Genomic DNA, 19,060 nt, shown 5'->3' on the forward strand with positions numbered 1-19,060 from the left:
ATCAATTTCTTGCGGTGATTTTTTGATACAGGTTCAGAATGGCCGCTGAAAATGACTGCCAGCTGAACTTTTGTTTCTCAATGCGAATTTGAGACTTATAGTGTTCTTCACCAAAACGGAAGAATTCCTCAATGGCCCTGGCGATAGAGGCAGGCTCCGGTTCTGTTACGATTCCTGTCCGGCCATTGGGAACATAATCGGGAAGTGCGCCCACATTGGTAACGATCATCGGCTTCTCAAAATGATAGGCAAGGGGCGTTACGCCGCTCTGCGTGGCATTCCGGTAAGGTTGTACCACTACATCAGCCGCACTGAAATAATATTTCACTTCCTCATTGGGAATAAAATCGTTTTTAAGGATTACCCGGTCGCGTATTCCCAGGGAATCAATCAGTGCCTGGTAAACTGCCTCATCCTCATAAAACTCTCCTGCAACAACCAATAAAATATCTTTGTCTGCCAGCTCTTTACATGCCTGCAGTAACAGGTCCAACCCTTTGTATTTTCTTATAAACCCGAAAAAAAGCAGGAGTTTTTTATCGGAAGGAATGCCAAGCCAACGGCGCGCTTCATCTTTTCCGACACCCGGACCAAAATTATCATAGAGGGGATGATCCAGTTTCAAGGCTGGTTGATGAACATTGAATTCTTTCAGGTCGGCCAGCACTTTTTCGCTCATGGTAATGAAGGCATCACAAGGCTTTAAAAAATAACCGGTAAACGGTTTATCACCCGGGCGTTTTTCATGGGGTTTCACGTTATCGGTTATGGCTATGATCCTGGTATGATGGTTTTTTTTCACCATCCTGAGGACTGTTCCAAATGCAGGTCCCATCAGTGGCAGCCAGAAACGTACGATGATAAGGTCAGGACGTTTTTTCTTGAGGTAAAAACCGGTGCCGATCCAGTTCAGGGGATTCATGCTGTGCAGTTTCCTTTCAATGGAAATACCTGCCGGTGCGGGTTCATCGGTTAACTGCGATTTTCCCGGGAACAGGAAAGAAGGGTATTGTACAGTGAAATTCAGGATGCTCACCTGGTGCCCCTGTTCCTGCAATTCCTTCGCCAGTCTTTCATTAAAGGTGGTGATACCACCACCCCGGAAAGGGTGGGCAGGACCGAGTATGACAATCTTTAAACCCATCTGTAAATTTAGGCCACTCCCAGTTTTTCTTCCACCAGGTAAAAATTGCGACCGGGGGAATTTCGGGCAATCAGTTCACCAATAAAACCGGCCAGGAACAACTGTGAGCCTATGACCATCAGCGTTAGCCCGATATAAAAAGGCGGTCTGTTGCTGAGGCTCACTTCCGGATTCATGATTTTTGCAAAGATCAGGTATGCGATGGCAACAAAACCCAAAGCAAAACATAGGCTGCCCCACAAGCCAAAAAAGTGCATGGGCCTTTTGCCATACTTGCCTACAAATGTGATGGAAGCCAGGTCAAGAAAACCATTGACAAAACGACTGAGGCCGAATTTGGTAACTCCATATTTACGGGCACGGTGCTCCACCACTTTTTCACCGATCCTCCGAAAGCCAGACCATTTGGCAATCACCGGTATGTAGCGGTGCATTTCACCATACACTTCAATGCTCTTAATCACTTTTTTACGGTAAGCTTTCAGTCCGCAGTTGAAATCATGCAGGTAAATACCCGACACTTTTCTGGTAGCGGCATTGAAAAATTTGGATGGCAGGTTCTTGGTAAGCGTATTGTCGTATCGTTTTTTCTTCCAGCCACTCACAAGGTCAAATCCCTCGTCCAGCACCATTTTTCGCAGACCGGGAATTTCATCCGGTGAATCCTGCAGATCGGCATCCATAGTAATGATCACCTCACCCTGCGCAGCTCGGAAGCCTTCATTCAGTGCAGCTGATTTGCCATAATTGCGCTGGAATCTGATCCCTTTGATGTGATGGGGATCTTTCTCCTGAAGTCCGCGGATTACCTCCCAGGACTGGTCGGTGCTGCCGTCATCTATGTAAAGTATCTCATAACTGAATTGATTCTCCTCCATCACCCTGGTGATCCAGGAACTAAGTTCCGGAAGTGATTCCTCTTCATTTAGTAAGGGTATAACGATGGAAAGGTCCATATCAGGATTTCTTGGTAATTGTTTGTTTGGTAATAGTAGCAATAATGATGGACTTGATGAAATGCAGGATCATATTCTGGCCAAAGCCGATCAATAGCTGCATAAAGGTAAGGGGTGCACGATGAGAATCGGCCATTTCGGTGGCTGCTTCGATCTGGTCTTTGCCGGCGCCCTTTTCCAGCATCTTCTCCGTTGAATTTTTCAGCAAATGTTCCACCAACCGGTCGTTGAGACCCCTGTCCTTCACAGCGAACAAATAATAGGTGACGCCACCATAAATCAGTTCATAGATCAGGTAGGCGAGAAGAGCGTATTGAAGCATGGGTTTGAAGTCAGGTGCTTCCGCAGATTGGGTTCTTAACCACCAGGCCCCGCCCAACACCAGCAGGAAAACAACCGGCAGCCAGGTGTACCAGGTGAGGAAATCGCCCAATGACGGCACACCCATTGAATAGGAAACAAATAATCCGGCCGTGTAGAGCAGTCCCGCTACCACTCCGATGATCAGCGAAAAATTTCTGATCATGCCTGGTTAATTATTAGGTGCTGGCCGGAGATGATTCCAAAAACATTTCCCTTCAAAGGCTGGCCGGTGAACGGCGTATTGCTGCATTTGGAATGAAAATCTTTCTGTGCAAATACCTTCTGTACATCAGGCTGATACAGACTGATTGCAGCTTGTTGCCCTTCTTCCAGCTTAGCTTCCGGCAGCTTGAAGATCCGGCGGGCATTGATGGAAAGCAGGGAAGTCAGTTGTCCGGCGTCTAATTCCGGGATAGCGGTATGCAGCACAGAGAAACAGGTTTCCAACCCTGTCATTCCGAATTTGGCGTATTCAAATTCAAGCACTTTTGCATCAAAATCCTGGGGCTGGTGGTGGGTTGCAATACAATCCACCCAACCGTTTTTCACTGCTTCGCGAAGTGCCATCATATCGGCACGGGTTCTGAGCGGCGGATTCACTTTCAGGTTGGTATCGTAATCCATCAGGTCTTCATCGCAGAAGAAAAGATGATAAGGAGCTACTGAGCAGGTAACCTTCAGTCCGCCTTCTTTGGCCCGGCGAATATATTCAATGGATTTGGGCGAACTGATGCCGGTAAAATGAATTTGGCTGTCGGTATAACGCGCCAGTTTTATATCGCGGGCAACGATCAGTTCTTCCGCGATCATTGGCTTTCCGGGAAGCCCGAGCCGGGTGGAGATGATACCCTCGTGCATAAGTCCATGGGGGGTAATACTGGTATCATCAGGTATCTGGATCACCACCCCGTCAAATGTTTTCACATAAAGAAGGGCTTTCACCAAAAGTCCCGAGGACTGGATGGGTTTGATGCCATCACTGAAAGCAACAGCGCCGCTGGCCCTCATATCATACATTTCGGCCAGTTCCTTGCCCTCAGTGTTTCTTGTCACCGCACCGATTGGTAATACCTGTACCGGAAGGCGGCTGGCTTTCGCCATTACATATTCCACCGTCGATTTGTTATCGATGGCCGGTTTGGTGTTGGGGATAACGAATACGGTGGTGAAACCTCCCGCAGCGGCGGCGGCAGCACCAGACTCGATGGTTTCCTTGTGTTCAAAGCCCGGATCATTGAAATGGGCAAAGGGATCCACCCATCCGGGAGACGCAACCAGGCCTGGTTCGTTGATGATCCTGGCATCGGGCGCCTCTATAGCATCTCCTATGCGGCTGATATGACCGTCAACAATTAAAATATCTTTCTTAGAACCGTTATGTGGAGAGCGGGGATCGTTTAAAACAACCTCTTGTAGTAGTATTTTCATCGGCGAAACGTTGTGCAAAATTAGCCATTATTTGATTTTTGTGAAATCAAATTTTAATGTAGTTTTGCCACCCGCAAATGAAATGAAGCTCAGTTTCAGTCAATTGCGGAGTCCTCGGGACGTAGCGCAGCCCGGTAGCGCGTTTGCATGGGGTGCAAGAGGTCGCTGGTTCGAATCCAGTCGTCCCGACTTAATAAAAGCGTCTGACGTACGTCAGACGCTTTTATTTATTTAACCTGAGACTTGATCCATTCGGTAATATATTCCAAAGCCACCGGGGAGAAGGTTTGCTCAATTAGCCGGTATTCATCCGGTGAACCAGTTCCGGCTTCCTGGAACAAATGATTCAATCCGGGAAAGGTTTTAACAGTAAAATGCTTATTTCCGGCTTTCTTCAATGCCTTAGCGATAGCCGCCAGATTTTCCGCTGCAGGTACCTGCAGATCCTTTTCGCCATTTACCGCAAGCACAGGGCATTTCACATTTTCCAGGCTGGTTGCAGGATCGTACCGGAGAAAATTTCTGAGCCATGGTCCACTCAATTCCCCGGCCAGCCGCCTGCTATACGATTCGATGGTTATTCCCTTTGGCTTTTTGTCCTCAGGAAGGTTATTCAGATAATCTGATAAATACCTTGACATACCGGCTTTTAACGCTGCAGTATCATCCGTTTCCAATACCATCGCAAATAATTTCGAATTGAGCTCCCTTCCCTTTGCAAGATCCTCTTCGCTGGCACCCGAAGCCTTTCCAATCAGGTATTGCTGTGATAACAGCAACTGGTCTCCCCGTACGCCGGTTCCTGCCAGCATCACAATAAAGCTGACATCCCTGGTACCGGCAGCCACCAATGGTGCAATGATTCCCCCTTCACTATGACCAACCAGCCCAACCTTTTTTTTATTGATTTCCTGCCTTGTTTTCAGGTAATTGATGGCAGCTTCCACATCAGAGGCAAAATCCTGCGTGGTGGATGAACTGAAAATTCCTTTTGATTTACCAACCCCTCTGTCGTCATATCTTAATACAGCAATACCGCTTCGGGTGAGGTAGTCGGCCAGGACCAAAAAAGGTTTATGTTCCATCAAAGTTTCATCCCTGTCCTGCGGGCCGCTTCCGGAGATCAGAATAACGGCCGGAAATTTCCCTCTCTTCCCCGGAAGCGTCAGTGTACCTGTGAGATCTATATTGGCCTTTTCATTTTTAAAAACAACCTCCTCCTCGTAATATGGGTAGGGTTTAACAGGCACCTGCGGACGGTTTAATGTGGTTTTTTCCATTTTCTCCCTGGAAAGATCCAATGGAAAATCCTGTCCGTTTTGACTGAATACACCAACAATGATATTCTCCTTTAATTCACCACGGTATTGAATATTAAGATTGGAAACATCGATTTTCAGTTGCGGCTGATTAAAGCTGACTGAACTTACAGGAATTCCCTTTGCGCCCTGGTCCGGACTGTCCATGGTGGCAATAAAGCCGCTGTCTTTTTTTATAATATTGAATACGAGTCGCAAGCGGGCGCTGCCAACCTTTAAAACGCCATTCCACTGCCCACCGATATCCTGCCCCCAAACAGTTACACCTATCAGCATAAGCAGTAACACGCCTGCAATTTTTTTCATACGGGAAGTTTGAGTCTTTTCAGCAATTGATGTAAAATAACTATAATCTATTTGCGCCGGGGCGATATTTCTTCATTACTCCCCAAAAAGCCTAATTACAGTAGCTTTGCCTGTCTTGTCATCAAAGTCCAGGATTTAATACTAATGATTGATCTTTCCAGAATTAAGCTTGCTTCCCTTCATGCTGAAGTTGTTGGTGTGGAAACAGCAGTCCAGTTGTTTAAGGATAAAATGGTGGTTGGCGCCAGCGGATTTACAAAGGCCGGTAATAGTAAGGTTGTATTGCAGGCCCTTGCTGTAAGGGAACATCAGGAACCCTTAAAAATTACGCTGATATCCGGCGCATCAAAGGAAAACGGGGTTTCGCATATACTTCCGATATTATCACATGTTGACCACAATGAGCAGGCCTAACGCGTCTGACGTGCGTCTGACGTACGTCAGACGCGAATAATTTTCCGTATGAAAAAAAGTGCTATTATTTCAATCCTTTTTCTCTATTGTCTTGCAGGTTTCACCCAGCAGGGTAAAATCACCATTATTGACCTGTACGGAAAAGGAAACGACCTTCCCGACTCGTCGATCCTGAATCTACTGCCCTTCCGGGAAGGCAATCTGGTTGAGCCTGAAAACATCGACAAAACACGGATTATTGAAAAACTCAAATCCATTCCCGGTGTAAAAGATGGCCATATTAGCTTCGTTTGTTGTAATGAAAAAGAAGGGTGGACGGCCTTTGTTGGCATCACAAGGGAAACGGTTGCCCATAACAGTTACCTACAGGCTCCGGATCTGGATGTTTTGCTGCCAGATGAAATAGTGGACAATTATAACCGGTTCATGGATACCCTGTTCGAAGCCATCCGGAAAGGGCAGGTTGAAGAAGATCGATCTGAAGGACACGCAATGATGAGGTATGAGCCCGCCCGCCAATTACAGCAAATTTTCCTGCAGCATGCCGAACAATTCAGGCCGGTACTCAGGTATGTGCTGCACAATTCCGGTAATGCTTCACACCGGGCCATCGCGGCCCAGGTGCTGGGATATGCCAGCAACAAAAATGAAATCACCAACGATCTGATATGTGCCATCGAAGACAGTGATGAAATCGTTCGTAACAATGCCACCAGGGCTCTGGCTATCATTGCAGCCTATGCCAAACAAGATCCGGACACGAAAATCATCATCCCGGCCGGCCCATTTATTAAGATGCTTTCGGCATTACCCTGGACCGACCGAAACAAAGGCATGGCTATTCTCCTGGCCTTAACTTCCGACCTGGATCAGGCAATTCTCAATGAAATGAAACACGAATCATTTACTTCACTTAAAGAAATGAGCAACTGGAAAACAGAAGGGCATGCTATCATGGCTTATACCTTACTGGGAAGAACGGCTGGTTACCCCGACAAAATTATCGAGGGGGCTTTTTATTCAGCCAACAGGGCAGAATTCCGGGAGAATTGTATCAGGCAACTTAAGCAGGCTTCGCGTTAATTTTTTAGCAGCACGATATCAGTTTGAAATTTGTTGCTGATATTCCGGTTGATGGCCATGTACAATCCTTTCGTACCGCCTTCTATATCACCGATTCCTGGCCTATCTGCGGCTTTTCCAATGCAATCGGGAATAATCTCCTGGAACTGGCTATTCACAACTTTATATAATTTGCTATGAAGTGCAAACATGTAAATATTGTTACCGGTGAAAGCAAAATCAATATCCTCTATTTCATGGCATGCTCCCCACCTTGTACTGTTATTGAAACTCAGGGATACGGGTGCTGGTATTACAGCAACTTCCTGGATAGAATTGGTTGATTTGATGAATGTATAAATATGGAATTTGGAATTAGTCCTGAGCACTACATAGGGGTTATCTGCCTCGTTTGGATTCCTGTACAATTGAATGGTAAAATTGCCATCTATCCCCGCAAAATGTCCAACCGGTGCACCAGATATTTTAGCCATTGCTCCAAAACTGCTGTTGGCATAGGTCATCACGTAAATATCACCGGTGAGCGCCCAGCCTCCGGAAGAGGTCCACGCAAAATAACCGGTATTCGTACCCAGGGTTTCAAAATCAAAGGTTTTTGGTTGGGCAGCGGGTCCAAAAGGAATGGCAGGCATATTTATCGGATCCCAGGCAGTATCATTATCGCGGTATCCTTTTATCCTGGTAATGTCTACAAACAACAGTTCATTTCCTACCTTTCTCAAATAGCCACGCGTGGCAGTTCCGATTTCACGCTTTTTTTCTCCCATCACATTACCCGACTGTGCATTGTAGTATCCGGCAAAAACACCCCCATGATATTCAGGAAAAAAACTAAATGAAGGTTGGTAGGGAATGATCATCAGGTTTCCCTGGGCATCATAGTCAAATTCATTGTAGCTGTTATACGCTTTTGCTGTTGAAAAACTGAATACCTGGTTGGTTGCCTTAACGCTCATGGGTTCTTTTTCCGTGTCGATACTCAACTTATCAGCCTTGCCATAATATGTTGTTGGCTGAGCAGCAACTGTCAGGTATTGTTTTGAGATATAATGAATGATACCATTTCTCTCCGTGATTCTTTCAGTATGAAACATCCGTTTATTCAGGTCATCACTGTTGAAATAATACAAGCAGGATACCAGTTCCGCCCCATTAGCAGCATAAAAATTTTTGTACTCTTCTGTTTTGGAATTGCCGGCGGAACCGGCATCAGAACCCGGGGAATCGGTTGATTTACTGCAACCGAAAGTCACAAACAGGGCAGGACAGAGGACTAAATGAACCAATTTTTTCATTGCTGGATTTTGATACAAAGCAAGTTTACCAACGCCACGTATCAAATACCCACCAGTACGTATTTTTTTAACTCAATGGGAAAGCAGCTTCAAATCAAGCCATGTTCATACGCAAATTTCACCAGGCCTATAAGACTGGCCGTTTTTGTTTTCCGGAAGATATTTTTCCGGTGCGTTTCCACCGTACGTTCACTGATAAAGAGCGATTCAGCGATCTCCTTATTACTCTTTTCTTTTTCGATTAGCCGGATGATTTCGATCTCCCTGGCCGTAAGGTTGATTTCTTCTATTTCTTTTTGCCCCGACTTCGCCTTCTGCATTTCCCGGATCACCTCCTCACTGAAATAAACACCCCCACTGGCTATTTTCTCCAATGCCCTGATCAGTTCCGCCTTCCCTATATTCTTCAAAACATAACCAGATATTTCCGTATCCTCCACCAACTGGTTCACCTGATTTCCCTGGCCCGACATAGAAAGCGCCAGTACTTTAACCTGCGGATACAACTGTCTGGTCTTTCTTGCCAGTTCAGCTCCATTCATCACAGGCATCATAATATCTGTCAGTAAAATATCAACAGGCGTGGTTCGCAAATGCTGCAGCATTTCCACCGGCTTATCAGTCTCCACCACCACCTGAAATGATTCATGTCCATGCAGAAGGGATTTCAATCCATCAATCACGATCCGGTGATCATCAACTATTGCCAGCCTTATTTTTGTTTTGTTCATGACTTCTCGGTTTTAGGAATATGGATGGCCAGCAGGGTGCCTTTTCCGGGTGTGGAATCAATATCCAGTGAACCTTTCAGGTATTCAACCCTCGACCTGATATTACCCAGGCCGATGCCTTCTGAACCATGGATCAACGCCGGGTTAAACCCTTTTCCATTGTCTTCAATGGTAACAGCTATGCCGTCTTCATCCCTGATCAGGGAGATATCCAGCAATGTTGCACCGGCGTGTTTCAACACATTGTTTACCGCTTCCTGAATGACCCGGTATAAAACTATTTCAATATTACTATTCTTTTTCCCTGCCATCCCGTCAGCATGAAAATTAATCCTGAGTCCGGGCTGGCTGACCTCATCGGTCAGTTCCCTTAAAGCCGCCACCAGTCCGGATTTCTCCAGTGCAGCAGGCATCATTAGATGGGAAACTGTGCGAACTTCACGGCAGGAATCGTCCACCATCCTGATCGCCTTTCCAAAGATCGCCCTTTGTTCTTCATTGCTGAAACTGATGGTATCTTCGAGTGCAGATAAATTCATTTTTGCAGCACTCATCATCTGACCTACGCTATCGTGCAGGTCTTCGGCTATACGTCGTCGTTCCTTTTCTTCAGCATCCAATACCGACCTGGCCGCGTACTCCTTCTGCCGGAGAAGTTCAAGCTCCATTTTATACTGTTGTTTCTGCTGGTAACGGCGATAAAGCAACCAGGTCAGCAACAAAGCCATCACGGACAGGAAAGAAATCAACAAAATGGTATTGTTTTTTCGGCTGATGGTCAACTGTTTGTTGCTGATTTCCAGGTCCTGTATCATGCCTTGCTTTTTCAGTCCCAGTATTCTTTCTTCCTTTTTTCCTGAATCCATTTGCTGGCGCAGGATTCTTTCATACTGTGCCTGCAGCAAAATCGAATCCCGCGCTATGGTCAGACTTGCTTCTGCCAGTGCAAGCTGCCTCCTGGTCAGCTCAAAGAGATTTCTTTCCAGTGTCAGTTTCTGGGCAATTATTTCCAGAGATTTGAGAGAGTCACTTTTGCTGAGCAGATCAATGGCCAATTGTTTTTTCTCCGTTTCATACTTCACCTGCATATTGGCCATGGAACGAATATTCTCATCATTCAGGATGCTGTCTTTTTCCCGGCTGTAATTTTTAAAGGCGGCCAGGGCTGAATCAGCGTTTCCTTTGCTGATATAGTAATCAGACAGTACCTGGTAGTAACTTTTTTTATCCTGCCGCTTATTAGTGAAACGCACAACCTGCCCCGCACTATCCAGGAAGGCAGCCGCCTCTGCAAGCCGATCGGTCTGAATGGCAGCCACAGCAGCCCCCAGCCAGGCAGAGGCCATATTCCGCTGGTTACCAATCTGCTGATTGATGGCAATAGCCATATCAAAACTTTGCCTGGCAAGGTCATAATTATGCTTACGGTTATACAGATCCCCCAGGTTAGCATAAGCGAGGGCCACCTGCCTGAGGTCATTATTCTGCTGGTACAATTCAATGGAACGATTGTAATATTCAACAGCTTTGTCAAACTGCTTCATATCGCTGAAGGCCAGGGCCAGACTTTGCAAACTGATACCCATACCATTGGCATCATTCAAATTCTGCTGGATCATGTAGGCTCTCTGGTGATTATCCACGGCCTGCTGCAATTCGTTTTTCCGCTGATAAACAATGCCCAGGTAATTATAAATACTGGCAATCTGTGGTCGCGCACCGAGTTTTTCAAACTCATCCAGCGCAAAAAGGAAATTACTGATGGCTTTTTCATAATCGCCAATGTCTTTATACAGGTAACCAAGATTGGTAAAACTATGGGCGATCCCATAACGATCACCTGACTGCTGGCGGATTTGTAAAGCATCCCGGTAACATAGCATTGCCTTGTTGTAATCCCCCAGTTCAATCCATACATTTCCCTGATTATTGATGGCATGTGCCATATTGCTCTTGTCCGAAAGGAGGGAGGCCTGGATATAATAATCCTGAAATGACCTGATGGCCCGATAGTATTCACCTTTCACATAATACGCATATCCCAAACTGTTATTAGCCTGTGCCAGCCAACGGGTGTTACCTTTTACAACAGGCAGGTTAATCAGTTTCCGGGCATACCAGATGGCTGAATCCGGTTTGGAAAAACGATACCTTTCAGCCATAATCGTGAGCGCACCCAGGTAATTACTGTCAATCCTGCCCTGCGCAATGATACGGTACAGACTGTCGGGATTATTTTGCTGGGCGGTTAACCAGGAAGGTATTACCAGCATGAAATACCAAATCCATTTTTTCATTCATCAGCCAGTTTGATACAATGCAATCAAATGTACAGGTTTTAACAGCCCTTTTTTAATCCGGTTTCCAAAAACCTGGCGGCCTGAACAGTGTATTCAACTGGAGTGCCTGGGCCGGTTATGCTGATTTAGAAAAAATGCGGTCGGACCGTGATTTCTTATTATACATCAGACCCAATTACCGGATATATGAAGGTCAGGCTGGAACAGACAGTAATTCAGCAATAGCTGCTGCCCAACGGGCATAATCCTTGCCTGAAGGATGAAGGCCATCAGCTGCCAGCAGTTCGGGGTCGGTGGCAGCTTCGCGGGAGCTTTTGGTGATTTCGGCATATTTAGCACCAAGTCGACCCGCTTCTTCCCGGTTGATGGCATTAAACTGGTCGATATGTCTGCTGATCTGCTGCCGGTCGCGGCCTTCGGCAAAAGGAGTAACTCCCCAGTCAGGAATGGATACCACCACCACAGCTTCGGGCCTGTTTCCGGCAAAACCTATTGCCTGTTTCAGTAGTGAGACAAACTCGTTTCTGTAATTTTCGGCTGTACGTCCCCGGTATTGATTATTTACGCCGATCAGCAAGGTTACCAGGTCATATTTTGGAAGTAACAGGGTATGGTCAATTTGCTGCTTTAGTTCATCGGTTGTCCAGCCAGTTTTTGCAATGATCTCGGGAGCAGTATATTGACTGCCCGATTCTCGCAGCAACTGTACAAGCCGGAAGGGGAAACTTTCGAACAAGGGTACCTGCTCACCAATGGTATAGGAATCGCCCAGGGCCAGGTAGGTCAGTAAAGCCATTATTCAGGTTTTTCCAAAGATCAGGATTTATAAAAGATTTCATACATCCGCTAAACCCATTCTGGCGCTTAAGTTGTAGCTTTCTGAAAATTTTTTTATGGCAATGAATAGCGCAATGATCGCGGAATTCCAGCAGGAAAGCGATAACACCAGAAAGATGCTGGAAAGGGTGCCAGTTGAAAAATTCAGCTGGAAGCCGCACGACAAGTCTTATGACCTGGTAACACTGGCCAGGCATATCGCTGAAATGGCAGGCTGGGCAGGTTTTACAGTGAATGCCAATGAGCTGGATTTCGCCACCATGAACTATTCGCCCCCTGCCATTAATACCCTGAAAGACCTCTTAGACCTGTTTGAGCATAACAGGAAAGCATGTATAGAAAGCCTCCAAAATGCCACCGATGAAATATTGATGCAGCCCTGGACTCTCCGCAATGGAAGTCATGTGATCTTCACCCTCCCTAAAGTGGTGGTGTTACGCAGCATGGTATTTAATCATATTATTCACCACCGCGGGCAGTTATCCGTGTATCTGCGTTTACTGGATGTACCGGTACCAGGAATGTACGGACCATCAGCGGATGAAGCATAACCGGTAAGGATATATTAAATGGAAGGGCGCCCCGAAAGAGGTTCCCTTTCATTATTTTGCAGATGTTCGGGGCAAGGGATTTATTGAGCCAGGTAACCGCCATCAGCATTATAGTAAGCACCTGTTACAAAGGATGCCTTCTCCGAACTTAGCCATTGTACCAGTTCTGCTATTTCTGTGATACTTCCCAACCTTCCCATCGGATGCATCCCCTCGATTACTTTCAGGGTGGCGGCATCAAGGGTATTGGTTACCAGGGGAGTTTTTATATAACCCGGACCAACACTGTTGATCCTGATGTTTTGTGTGGCATATTCCAATGCGGCCGCCTTTGTCAGTCCGACCACACTATGTTTTGACGCCACATAAGCCGGAGCTGATTTTGTTCCTGCCTGTCCCAGCATCGAATCGATGTTTACAATAGCACCGCCTCCTGTGGCAAGCATGGCAGGTGTCTGGTATCTCATTCCATAAGACACGCCGGAAAGATTGATGCCAATTACTTTTTCCCAACCGTCAATCGGGTATTCTCTTGTTGGTGCCAGTGGTCCGCCAATACCGGCATTGTTGCAGGCAATGTGAAGCGCGCGATATTTCGCGAGGGTTTGGTCAACCAACTATTTATGATCTTCTGCATTGGCCGCGTTGGCCTTAACCAAAATGGCCTTCCCACCATTCTGGATGATTTGAGAAACAGCTTCCTGCGCACCCGGCACGTTCATATCAGAAACCACCACTTTGGCACCTTCCGCAGCATATATAAGGGCAACTTCCCGACCGATACCGGAGCCTGCCCCGGTCACAATGGGCCACTTTACCTGTTAATGATTTCATTGCCTTGTGTTTTGTCCAAAATTAGGGGTACCCGTCTGACGTGCGTCTGACGTACGTCAGACGCACGTCAGACGCTTAACCACGCGTCGCGGTCATCCGGACTGAATTTCCAGGGGGCGAAATTGTTTTCCACGTTGGAAAACATGCTGTTCCATTCCTGGGGGGCATTGCTTTCTTCCATCACCAGTGAACGACGGAGCTCGAGAATGATCTCAAGGGGACTGATGCTTACCGGACAGGCCTCCACACAGGCGTTGCAGGTGGTACAGGCCCGAAGCTCTTCAACGGAAATATAATCATGCAGCAAGGTCTTGCCGTCGGCTTGAAAACTGCCTTTTGTATTAATCACCCGACCAACTTCCTCGAGGCGGTCGCGGGTATCCATCATAATCTTGCGCGGGGACAATTTTTTACCGGTAATGTTGGCCGGACAGGAAGCTGTGCATCTGCCACATTCCGTACAACTATACGCATCCAGCAGGTTGCGCCAGCTCAGGTCTGTTACATCCTTCGCCCCGAATGAGGGTGTTTCGCCCGCTTCCGTAGGAGCCAGTTCCGGCTGCATGGCATACAATACCTCCTTCTGGATGGCAGGCATATTCCTCATTTTCCCCTGCGATTCAAGTCGCGCATAATAGGCATTGGGGAAAGCCAGTAAAATATGCAGGTGCTTGGAATAGGGGAGATAATTCAGGAAGGCAAAGATACCGGCAATATGCAGCCACCATGCCACACGTTCTATAGCTATGATCGTACCATCAGGCATTGCAGCAAACAGTGGTTTAATAATCACTGAAACAGAAAAATCACCCGTCAGGTGTTCCGCATAATGGCCCACACCACGGGATTGCAGCGTGGTATCTGCGGCATTCATGACCAGGAAAAGACTCATCAGAATGATCTCTGTGAGAAGAATATAATTGGCATCGCTGCGGGGCCAGCCATCAAGGTCGTGACTAACGAATCTTTTCAGTTTTAGTATATTCCTTCGAACCAGGAATACGATACAGAATATCAGCACTCCCAGGGCCAGCCACTCAAAAGCATTGATCAGGAAAGAATAAAACCCCTGACCAAGCAAACCACTGAAAAGTCGATGAGTACCCAGGATACCGTCCAGCAGTATTTCCAGCACTTCAATATTGATAATGATAAAACCGGCATAAACCACAAAATGCATTACCGCCACCAGTGGATTTTTGAACATCTTTTTCTGGCCAAAAGCCAGCAGTACCACATTATTCCAGCGGGCACCCGGCTGGTCAGAATAATCTTCATTTTTGCCTAACAGGATATTCCGCCGGATCTCTTTTACTTTTTTTGAGAAAAACCAGGTAGCGGCAACGGCCAACAATACAAAAGCAATTTGTTGCAGGTATGGCATAAAGCATTATTGTGCGACTAAATTAAGCGTTTTCGTATTGGCTCAATGTTTTGTTGTAATTTTTCGCCTTCAAAAGCGAGTATGAATACCGAAAGAAAGTATATACTGGATGCAGCCACAGCCGCCAGGAAGCTGGAAAGGATGGCCTATGAAATGGCGGAGGAACTGGTGGGCGAAAACACTCCTGTAATTCTTGCAGGCATAAAAGACAATGGGGTAGTGATGGCCCGGATATTGTGCGAACAATTAAAGGCTATTGCATCCATACAAACTGAAATAATCGAAATAGGGCTGGACAAAAGGAATCCGGGTGAGATAGAACTCAGCCGGCAGATGGATTTCAATGGACGAACCATCATATTGGTGGATGACGTTACCAATAGTGGAAAGACCCTTTTATACGCACTGAAACCCTTCCTGGAAGGGCATCCCAGGATGATACAGATCGTCACACTGGTGGAAAGGACGCATAAGGCCTTCCCGGTGAAAGCAGATTATGTTGGCATCAGCATTGCCACAACGGTGCAGGAACATATTTATGTGGAAGTGGAAGGGAACACCATTACCGGCGCATACATGGAGTAATCAATGGTGAAGCGCATGCAGCCTGAATTTCCCGCTGGAATTAAATTCAATGGCCGGGGCGGGAATCTTTATCGCATTAATGGCAAAAAATACCGACCTGAGAAATTTACTGCGGGTAGGTATCCGGGTTAGGTCCAGGTCTGCCGACAGGTAATATTTCCTGACCCTTTTTATGTCAGATCGGTCTATCACCTGTCCGTCACCGTTTGTCCATCTGTTTTCCATGCCTCCCAGCATCAGATCGCTGCTGTATCCAAGCGAAATATTCAACCATTCCGGCAGGCGGCTCTCCGGGAAAAAACTGTACAGGTTGACACTCAGCCAGTAGGCCTGGCTGTTATAATCCTTCAGTATTCGCTCCAGATTGCCGGCACCAAAGAGTTCATTGCGTCGTTGCAGGAATTCGGCAGGGTATCTGTGAGGCCAGTAGCCCATTTTTATTTGAATCCTCTGTTCCTTCCAGCCCAGTTCCTGTGCTACATAAGCGCCGGCTCCTGTAATATTGGCAGCCATATCCCACCAACTGAACCCCCATTTTACCGAATAACCATCCTGTATTTCAATAATACTCTGGAAAGCGACAGCACTTGCTCCGCCAAGCCAGATGGCAGATTTGCGGGGCAGTCCGGCCCATTTCCAGGTTGCGCCTGAAGCCCGACCCAACTGGTAGGTGGTCCATATATGGCCTGCTTTATCCATCTGGTTCCATTCCCGGCCATCATTGAAACTGTGAAACTCCGCCTTGTCATAGCCTTCGTACCAGGCTTTATTAAGTGCGATAAAAGTTCCAGCCCAGGCGGCAGCATGGGCGCCGGCAACTAACCAGGGGCGACCCTTTACTGAATCAACCTGAATCATCAGGTCACCGGTTTTAAGCGAAATACTATCCTGCCCCCTTGCAGGACCGATACCGGCAAACACCCAGCCGGCAAAAATTAATAACCGCAATAAATTCCCGGAAATTTGCACAAATAGAATAGTTTCAGAAAAACAAAAATACGTTTTGAGCTAACAAACAAATTAAAAACTGAAAATGTATATCTTCAACGCTGATTTAAACCTGAAAAAATGGAAGCAACGATTCAAGCAAAAGTGAACCAATGGCTGAATGGCAATTACGACAGCGCCACCAAGGAAACCATCGAGCAATTAGCAAAGAATAACCCTGCAGAACTCGCCGATTCCTTTTACCGCAACCTTGAATTTGGTACCGGCGGACTTCGTGGGATCATGGGTGTGGGTTCCAACAGGATGAATAAATATACGGTTGGGATGGCAACCCAGGGATTTGCCAACTACCTGAAGCAAACCTATGGAAACGCCGAAATAAAAGTGGCCATCGCCCACGACAGTCGCAACAACAGTCGTTTCTTTGCCGAAACCACGGCCAGCGTTTTTGCCTCCAATGGTATAAAAGTTTACCTCTTCGAGGCCCTGAGACCCACGCCGGAACTGAGTTTCACCATTCGTCATTACGGATGTCAGGCGGGCGTTGTCTGCACGGCATCGCACAACCCGAAAGAATACAACGGATATAAGGCCTACTGGAACGATGGCGGGCAACTGGTTCCGCCACACGACAAAAATGTGATTATCGAAGTGGAGAAAATTGCCTCCGTTGATGAAGTGAAATGGTCTGGTGGCGAAAGCAATATCACCCTCATCGGATCTGAAATTGATGAGGCATACATTAAAATGGTCAGGAGCCTCAGCGTATATCCCGATGTTATCGAAAGGCAGAAAGACCTCAGGATTGTCTACACGCCCATTCATGGTACCGGTATCAAACTCGTTCCGCAGGTATTGAAGACCTTTGGTTTCACCAATGTGACCATCGTGGAAGAACAGAGCGAGCCGGATGGCAATTTTCCGACGGTTGGCTATCCCAATCCGGAAGAAGCTGACGCCATGGCTTATGGCCTTAAAAAGGCAAAAGAAATCGACGCCGATATTCTCCTTGGAACCGACCCTGATGCAGACCGTGTAGGCATTGGCGTGAAAGACAACAATGGCAACTGGGTCCTCATGAATGGCAACCAGACCGCTGTGCTGGCTTTCAATTATATGATCGAGGCCCGGAAGGCCAAAGGTCTCGCCCAAGCCAATGACATGGTGGTAAAAACCATCGTAACTACGGACCTGATCGATGAAATCGCCAGGCAGAACGAAATCAATTGCTACAACGTACTCACCGGTTTTAAATGGATTGCAGAACTCATCAAAGAAAAGGAAGGAAAGGAAAATTATGTGGTAGGTGGTGAGGAAAGCTACGGACTGATGATCGGTTCCCAGATCCGTGATAAGGATGCCATAAGTGCCGTTGCCCTGCTTTGCGAAATGGCAGCTTACGAAAAAGACAAGGGCCGCAGCCTCTACCAGAAACTGATCGACCTCTATGTTCAGTATGGCTATTATAAAGAACACCTGATCTCCATCACCAAAAAAGGTATGGATGGTCAGCAGCAGATTGCTGCCATGATGGAAGGCTATCGCAGCAATCCGCCCAAATCAATCAACGGATCACCGGTGGTGATGCTGCTTGATTATGATCTGAGGAAAGGCCGAAACCTGCAGACTGGCGAGGAGTGGAGCATCGAATTACCCAAGAGCAATGTGTTGCAGTTCATCCTGGAAGATGATTCCAAGATCTCTGCCCGCCCCAGCGGAACTGAGCCTAAGATCAAGTTTTATTTCAGCGTAAATACTGTATTGCCCGATGCGGCATCCTTTCAATCAGCCGAAGCTGAAATGGATGCGAGGATCAAAGGAATTATCAGTGACATGAAATTGTAATCTGGTTGTCTGGCATCTTTTTTTCAGAAAGATGCCAGACAACTTTATCTTGCGCCTGCTTATGAGAACGTTTGAAGATACATACCGGCACAAGGGATTGCGAAAGAAACTGGTTGACCTTTTAAAAGAAAAAGGCATTACGGATGAGCGGGTGCTGGAAGCCATCAACACCATTCCCAGGCATTATTTCCTCGACTCTGCCTTTGACGAAAAAGCCTATGAAGACAAGGCTTTCCCTATTGCCGTCGGACAAACAATTTCCCAGCCATACACCGTTGCATACCAGACACAGTTACTGGAAATCAAGCCATTTGACAAAGTACTGGAAATCGGTACAGGCAGTGCCTACCAGGCCAGCGTACTGGCAGAAATAGGCGCACAGGTCTTTACCATCGAAAGGCAAAAAGCCCTTTTCGAGAATAACAAGCGGTTCGCCTACCTAAAAAAATATCCCAACATCAAATTCTTTTATGGTGATGGATTTGAAGGATTGCCAACCTTCGCACAATTTGATAAAATAATCATTACGGCAGCGGCCCCATTTATACCTGAAAAACTGATCGCCCAATTGAAAACCGGCGGAAAGATGGTAATACCGGTGGGAGAGGGTGCCATACAGCGGATGTTGCGCCTTACCAAGTTGGCAGACGGCACCTATAGTGAAGAAATATTTGCGGATTTTTCCTTTGTTCCCATGCTGGAAGGAAAGGAAGGAGCGGGAAAATAAGAGAATATCT

The 19,060-nt window shown here is 46.7% G+C and carries 17 protein-coding genes, 1 tRNA gene and 1 pseudogene; 7 read left to right on the forward strand and 12 right to left on the reverse strand.

Annotated elements, in window-relative coordinates:
- Window position 1: 1 nt before the first annotated feature.
- Genes BC349_RS00520 through BC349_RS00535 form a run of 4 tightly spaced genes read right to left on the reverse strand, consistent with a single transcriptional unit; the run spans window position 2 to window position 3,891 of the window.
- Window positions 2–1,144, reverse strand: a complete 1,143-nt coding sequence (locus BC349_RS00520; protein ID WP_187254796.1) for a glycosyltransferase — start codon at window positions 1,142–1,144, stop codon at window positions 2–4.
- A gap of 8 nt (window positions 1,145–1,152) precedes the next feature.
- The gene (locus BC349_RS00525; RefSeq protein WP_187254797.1) at window positions 1,153–2,100 is read right to left on the reverse strand and encodes a glycosyltransferase family 2 protein; all 948 of its coding nucleotides are present in this window, start codon (window positions 2,098–2,100) and stop codon (window positions 1,153–1,155) included.
- A 1-nt stretch (window position 2,101) separates the two neighbouring features.
- A complete protein-coding gene (locus tag BC349_RS00530; RefSeq protein ID WP_187254798.1) occupies window positions 2,102–2,626 on the reverse strand; it encodes a DUF4199 domain-containing protein in 525 nt (174 codons plus the stop codon).
- A complete protein-coding gene (locus BC349_RS00535) occupies window positions 2,623–3,891 on the reverse strand; it encodes a dihydroorotase (RefSeq protein ID WP_187254799.1) in 1,269 nt (422 codons plus the stop codon). The genes BC349_RS00530 and BC349_RS00535 overlap by 4 nt, the downstream gene beginning before the upstream one ends.
- 115 nt (window positions 3,892–4,006) lie before the next feature.
- On the opposite strand from BC349_RS00535, the gene BC349_RS00540 reads away from it, so the two are divergent.
- Window positions 4,007–4,080: transfer RNA gene (locus BC349_RS00540), tRNA-Pro, on the forward strand.
- 38 nt (window positions 4,081–4,118) lie between these two features.
- On the opposite strand, the gene BC349_RS00545 is transcribed toward BC349_RS00540, so the two are convergent.
- Window positions 4,119–5,516 carry an alpha/beta hydrolase family protein gene (locus tag BC349_RS00545; RefSeq protein WP_187254800.1) on the reverse strand — a complete coding sequence of 466 codons (1,398 nt, stop codon included), beginning with the start codon at window positions 5,514–5,516 and terminating at the stop codon, window positions 4,119–4,121.
- Window positions 5,517–5,660: 144 nt separating this feature from the next.
- On the opposite strand from BC349_RS00545, the gene BC349_RS00550 reads away from it, so the two are divergent.
- Complete coding sequence (locus BC349_RS00550; RefSeq protein WP_187254801.1) at window positions 5,661–5,930, forward strand: hypothetical protein; 270 nt, start codon at window positions 5,661–5,663, stop codon at window positions 5,928–5,930.
- Window positions 5,931–5,978: 48 nt separating this feature from the next.
- The gene (locus BC349_RS00555; protein WP_187254802.1) at window positions 5,979–7,013 is read left to right on the forward strand and encodes a HEAT repeat domain-containing protein; all 1,035 of its coding nucleotides are present in this window, start codon (window positions 5,979–5,981) and stop codon (window positions 7,011–7,013) included.
- Here BC349_RS00555 and BC349_RS00560 read toward each other — a convergent pair.
- From BC349_RS00560 to BC349_RS00575, 4 genes are all read right to left on the reverse strand, one after another.
- Entirely contained in the window at window positions 7,010–8,308 is a 1,299-nt protein-coding gene (locus tag BC349_RS00560; RefSeq protein ID WP_187254803.1) for a hypothetical protein, read from the reverse strand. The genes BC349_RS00555 and BC349_RS00560 overlap by 4 nt on opposite strands.
- Before the next feature lie 89 nt (window positions 8,309–8,397).
- On the reverse strand, window positions 8,398–9,039 hold the full coding sequence (locus BC349_RS00565) for a response regulator (RefSeq protein ID WP_187254804.1): 642 nt from the start codon (window positions 9,037–9,039) through the stop codon (window positions 8,398–8,400).
- A complete protein-coding gene (locus BC349_RS00570) occupies window positions 9,036–11,336 on the reverse strand; it encodes a tetratricopeptide repeat-containing sensor histidine kinase (protein WP_187254805.1) in 2,301 nt (766 codons plus the stop codon). The genes BC349_RS00565 and BC349_RS00570 overlap by 4 nt, the downstream gene beginning before the upstream one ends.
- A gap of 196 nt (window positions 11,337–11,532) precedes the next feature.
- Complete coding sequence (locus BC349_RS00575; RefSeq protein ID WP_187254806.1) at window positions 11,533–12,135, reverse strand: SGNH/GDSL hydrolase family protein; 603 nt, start codon at window positions 12,133–12,135, stop codon at window positions 11,533–11,535.
- 97 nt (window positions 12,136–12,232) lie between these two features.
- Here BC349_RS00575 and BC349_RS00580 point away from each other — a divergent pair, with 97 nt between their 5' ends.
- Window positions 12,233–12,727: a DinB family protein gene (locus BC349_RS00580; RefSeq protein ID WP_187254807.1), complete on the forward strand. Its 495-nt coding sequence runs from the start codon at window positions 12,233–12,235 to the stop codon at window positions 12,725–12,727.
- Between the two features lie 80 nt (window positions 12,728–12,807).
- Here BC349_RS00580 and BC349_RS00585 read toward each other — a convergent pair.
- Window positions 12,808–13,530: pseudogene (locus tag BC349_RS00585) on the reverse strand (SDR family NAD(P)-dependent oxidoreductase).
- 98 nt (window positions 13,531–13,628) lie between these two features.
- Entirely contained in the window at window positions 13,629–14,945 is a 1,317-nt protein-coding gene (locus tag BC349_RS00590; RefSeq protein ID WP_187254808.1) for a 4Fe-4S dicluster domain-containing protein, read from the reverse strand.
- Window positions 14,946–15,026: 81 nt separating this feature from the next.
- Between BC349_RS00590 and BC349_RS00595 the strand changes: the two genes are divergently transcribed.
- Window positions 15,027–15,530 (forward strand): phosphoribosyltransferase family protein, encoded by a 504-nt coding sequence (locus BC349_RS00595; protein ID WP_187254809.1) that lies wholly within the window; start codon window positions 15,027–15,029, stop codon window positions 15,528–15,530.
- Here the strand turns inward: BC349_RS00595 and BC349_RS00600 are convergent, their stop codons facing one another.
- A complete protein-coding gene (locus BC349_RS00600; protein ID WP_187254810.1) occupies window positions 15,531–16,478 on the reverse strand; it encodes a DUF2279 domain-containing protein in 948 nt (315 codons plus the stop codon). It lies immediately after the preceding gene.
- 120 nt (window positions 16,479–16,598) lie between these two features.
- Here BC349_RS00600 and BC349_RS00605 point away from each other — a divergent pair, with 120 nt between their 5' ends.
- Both BC349_RS00605 and BC349_RS00610 read left to right on the forward strand, forming a co-directional pair.
- Window positions 16,599–18,323 (forward strand): phospho-sugar mutase, encoded by a 1,725-nt coding sequence (locus tag BC349_RS00605; RefSeq protein WP_187254811.1) that lies wholly within the window; start codon window positions 16,599–16,601, stop codon window positions 18,321–18,323.
- 61 nt (window positions 18,324–18,384) lie between these two features.
- Window positions 18,385–19,050, forward strand: coding sequence for a protein-L-isoaspartate(D-aspartate) O-methyltransferase (locus BC349_RS00610; protein ID WP_187254812.1), 666 nt, complete (start codon window positions 18,385–18,387; stop codon window positions 19,048–19,050).
- The last annotated feature ends 10 nt before the right edge of the window (window positions 19,051–19,060 follow it).

It is taken from the genome of Flavihumibacter stibioxidans, from assembly GCF_014332695.1.
In the GTDB taxonomy this organism is placed as follows: Bacteria; Bacteroidota; Bacteroidia; order Chitinophagales; family Chitinophagaceae; genus Flavihumibacter; species Flavihumibacter stibioxidans.

What these genes read in the sequence shown, in the direction of transcription:
- BC349_RS00520 (WP_187254796.1), bottom strand. Translation starts at nt 1,144, where the DNA reads ATGGGTTTAAAGATTGTCATACTCGGTCCTGCCCACCCTTTCCGGGGT.
- BC349_RS00525 (WP_187254797.1), bottom strand. Translation starts at nt 2,100, where the DNA reads ATGGACCTTTCCATCGTTATACCCTTACTAAATGAAGAGGAATCACTT.
- BC349_RS00570 (WP_187254805.1), bottom strand. Translation starts at nt 11,336, where the DNA reads ATGAAAAAATGGATTTGGTATTTCATGCTGGTAATACCTTCCTGGTTA.
- BC349_RS00605 (WP_187254811.1), top strand. Translation starts at nt 16,599, where the DNA reads ATGGAAGCAACGATTCAAGCAAAAGTGAACCAATGGCTGAATGGCAAT.
- BC349_RS00565 (WP_187254804.1), bottom strand. Translation starts at nt 9,039, where the DNA reads ATGAACAAAACAAAAATAAGGCTGGCAATAGTTGATGATCACCGGATC.
- BC349_RS00610 (WP_187254812.1), top strand. Translation starts at nt 18,385, where the DNA reads ATGAGAACGTTTGAAGATACATACCGGCACAAGGGATTGCGAAAGAAA.
- BC349_RS00595 (WP_187254809.1), top strand. Translation starts at nt 15,027, where the DNA reads ATGAATACCGAAAGAAAGTATATACTGGATGCAGCCACAGCCGCCAGG.
- BC349_RS00560 (WP_187254803.1), bottom strand. Translation starts at nt 8,308, where the DNA reads ATGAAAAAATTGGTTCATTTAGTCCTCTGTCCTGCCCTGTTTGTGACT.
- BC349_RS00590 (WP_187254808.1), bottom strand. Translation starts at nt 14,945, where the DNA reads ATGCCATACCTGCAACAAATTGCTTTTGTATTGTTGGCCGTTGCCGCT.
- BC349_RS00550 (WP_187254801.1), top strand. Translation starts at nt 5,661, where the DNA reads ATGATTGATCTTTCCAGAATTAAGCTTGCTTCCCTTCATGCTGAAGTT.
- BC349_RS00575 (WP_187254806.1), bottom strand. Translation starts at nt 12,135, where the DNA reads ATGGCTTTACTGACCTACCTGGCCCTGGGCGATTCCTATACCATTGGT.
- BC349_RS00580 (WP_187254807.1), top strand. Translation starts at nt 12,233, where the DNA reads ATGGCAATGAATAGCGCAATGATCGCGGAATTCCAGCAGGAAAGCGAT.
- BC349_RS00535 (WP_187254799.1), bottom strand. Translation starts at nt 3,891, where the DNA reads ATGAAAATACTACTACAAGAGGTTGTTTTAAACGATCCCCGCTCTCCA.
- BC349_RS00530 (WP_187254798.1), bottom strand. Translation starts at nt 2,626, where the DNA reads ATGATCAGAAATTTTTCGCTGATCATCGGAGTGGTAGCGGGACTGCTC.
- BC349_RS00555 (WP_187254802.1), top strand. Translation starts at nt 5,979, where the DNA reads ATGAAAAAAAGTGCTATTATTTCAATCCTTTTTCTCTATTGTCTTGCA.
- BC349_RS00545 (WP_187254800.1), bottom strand. Translation starts at nt 5,516, where the DNA reads ATGAAAAAAATTGCAGGCGTGTTACTGCTTATGCTGATAGGTGTAACT.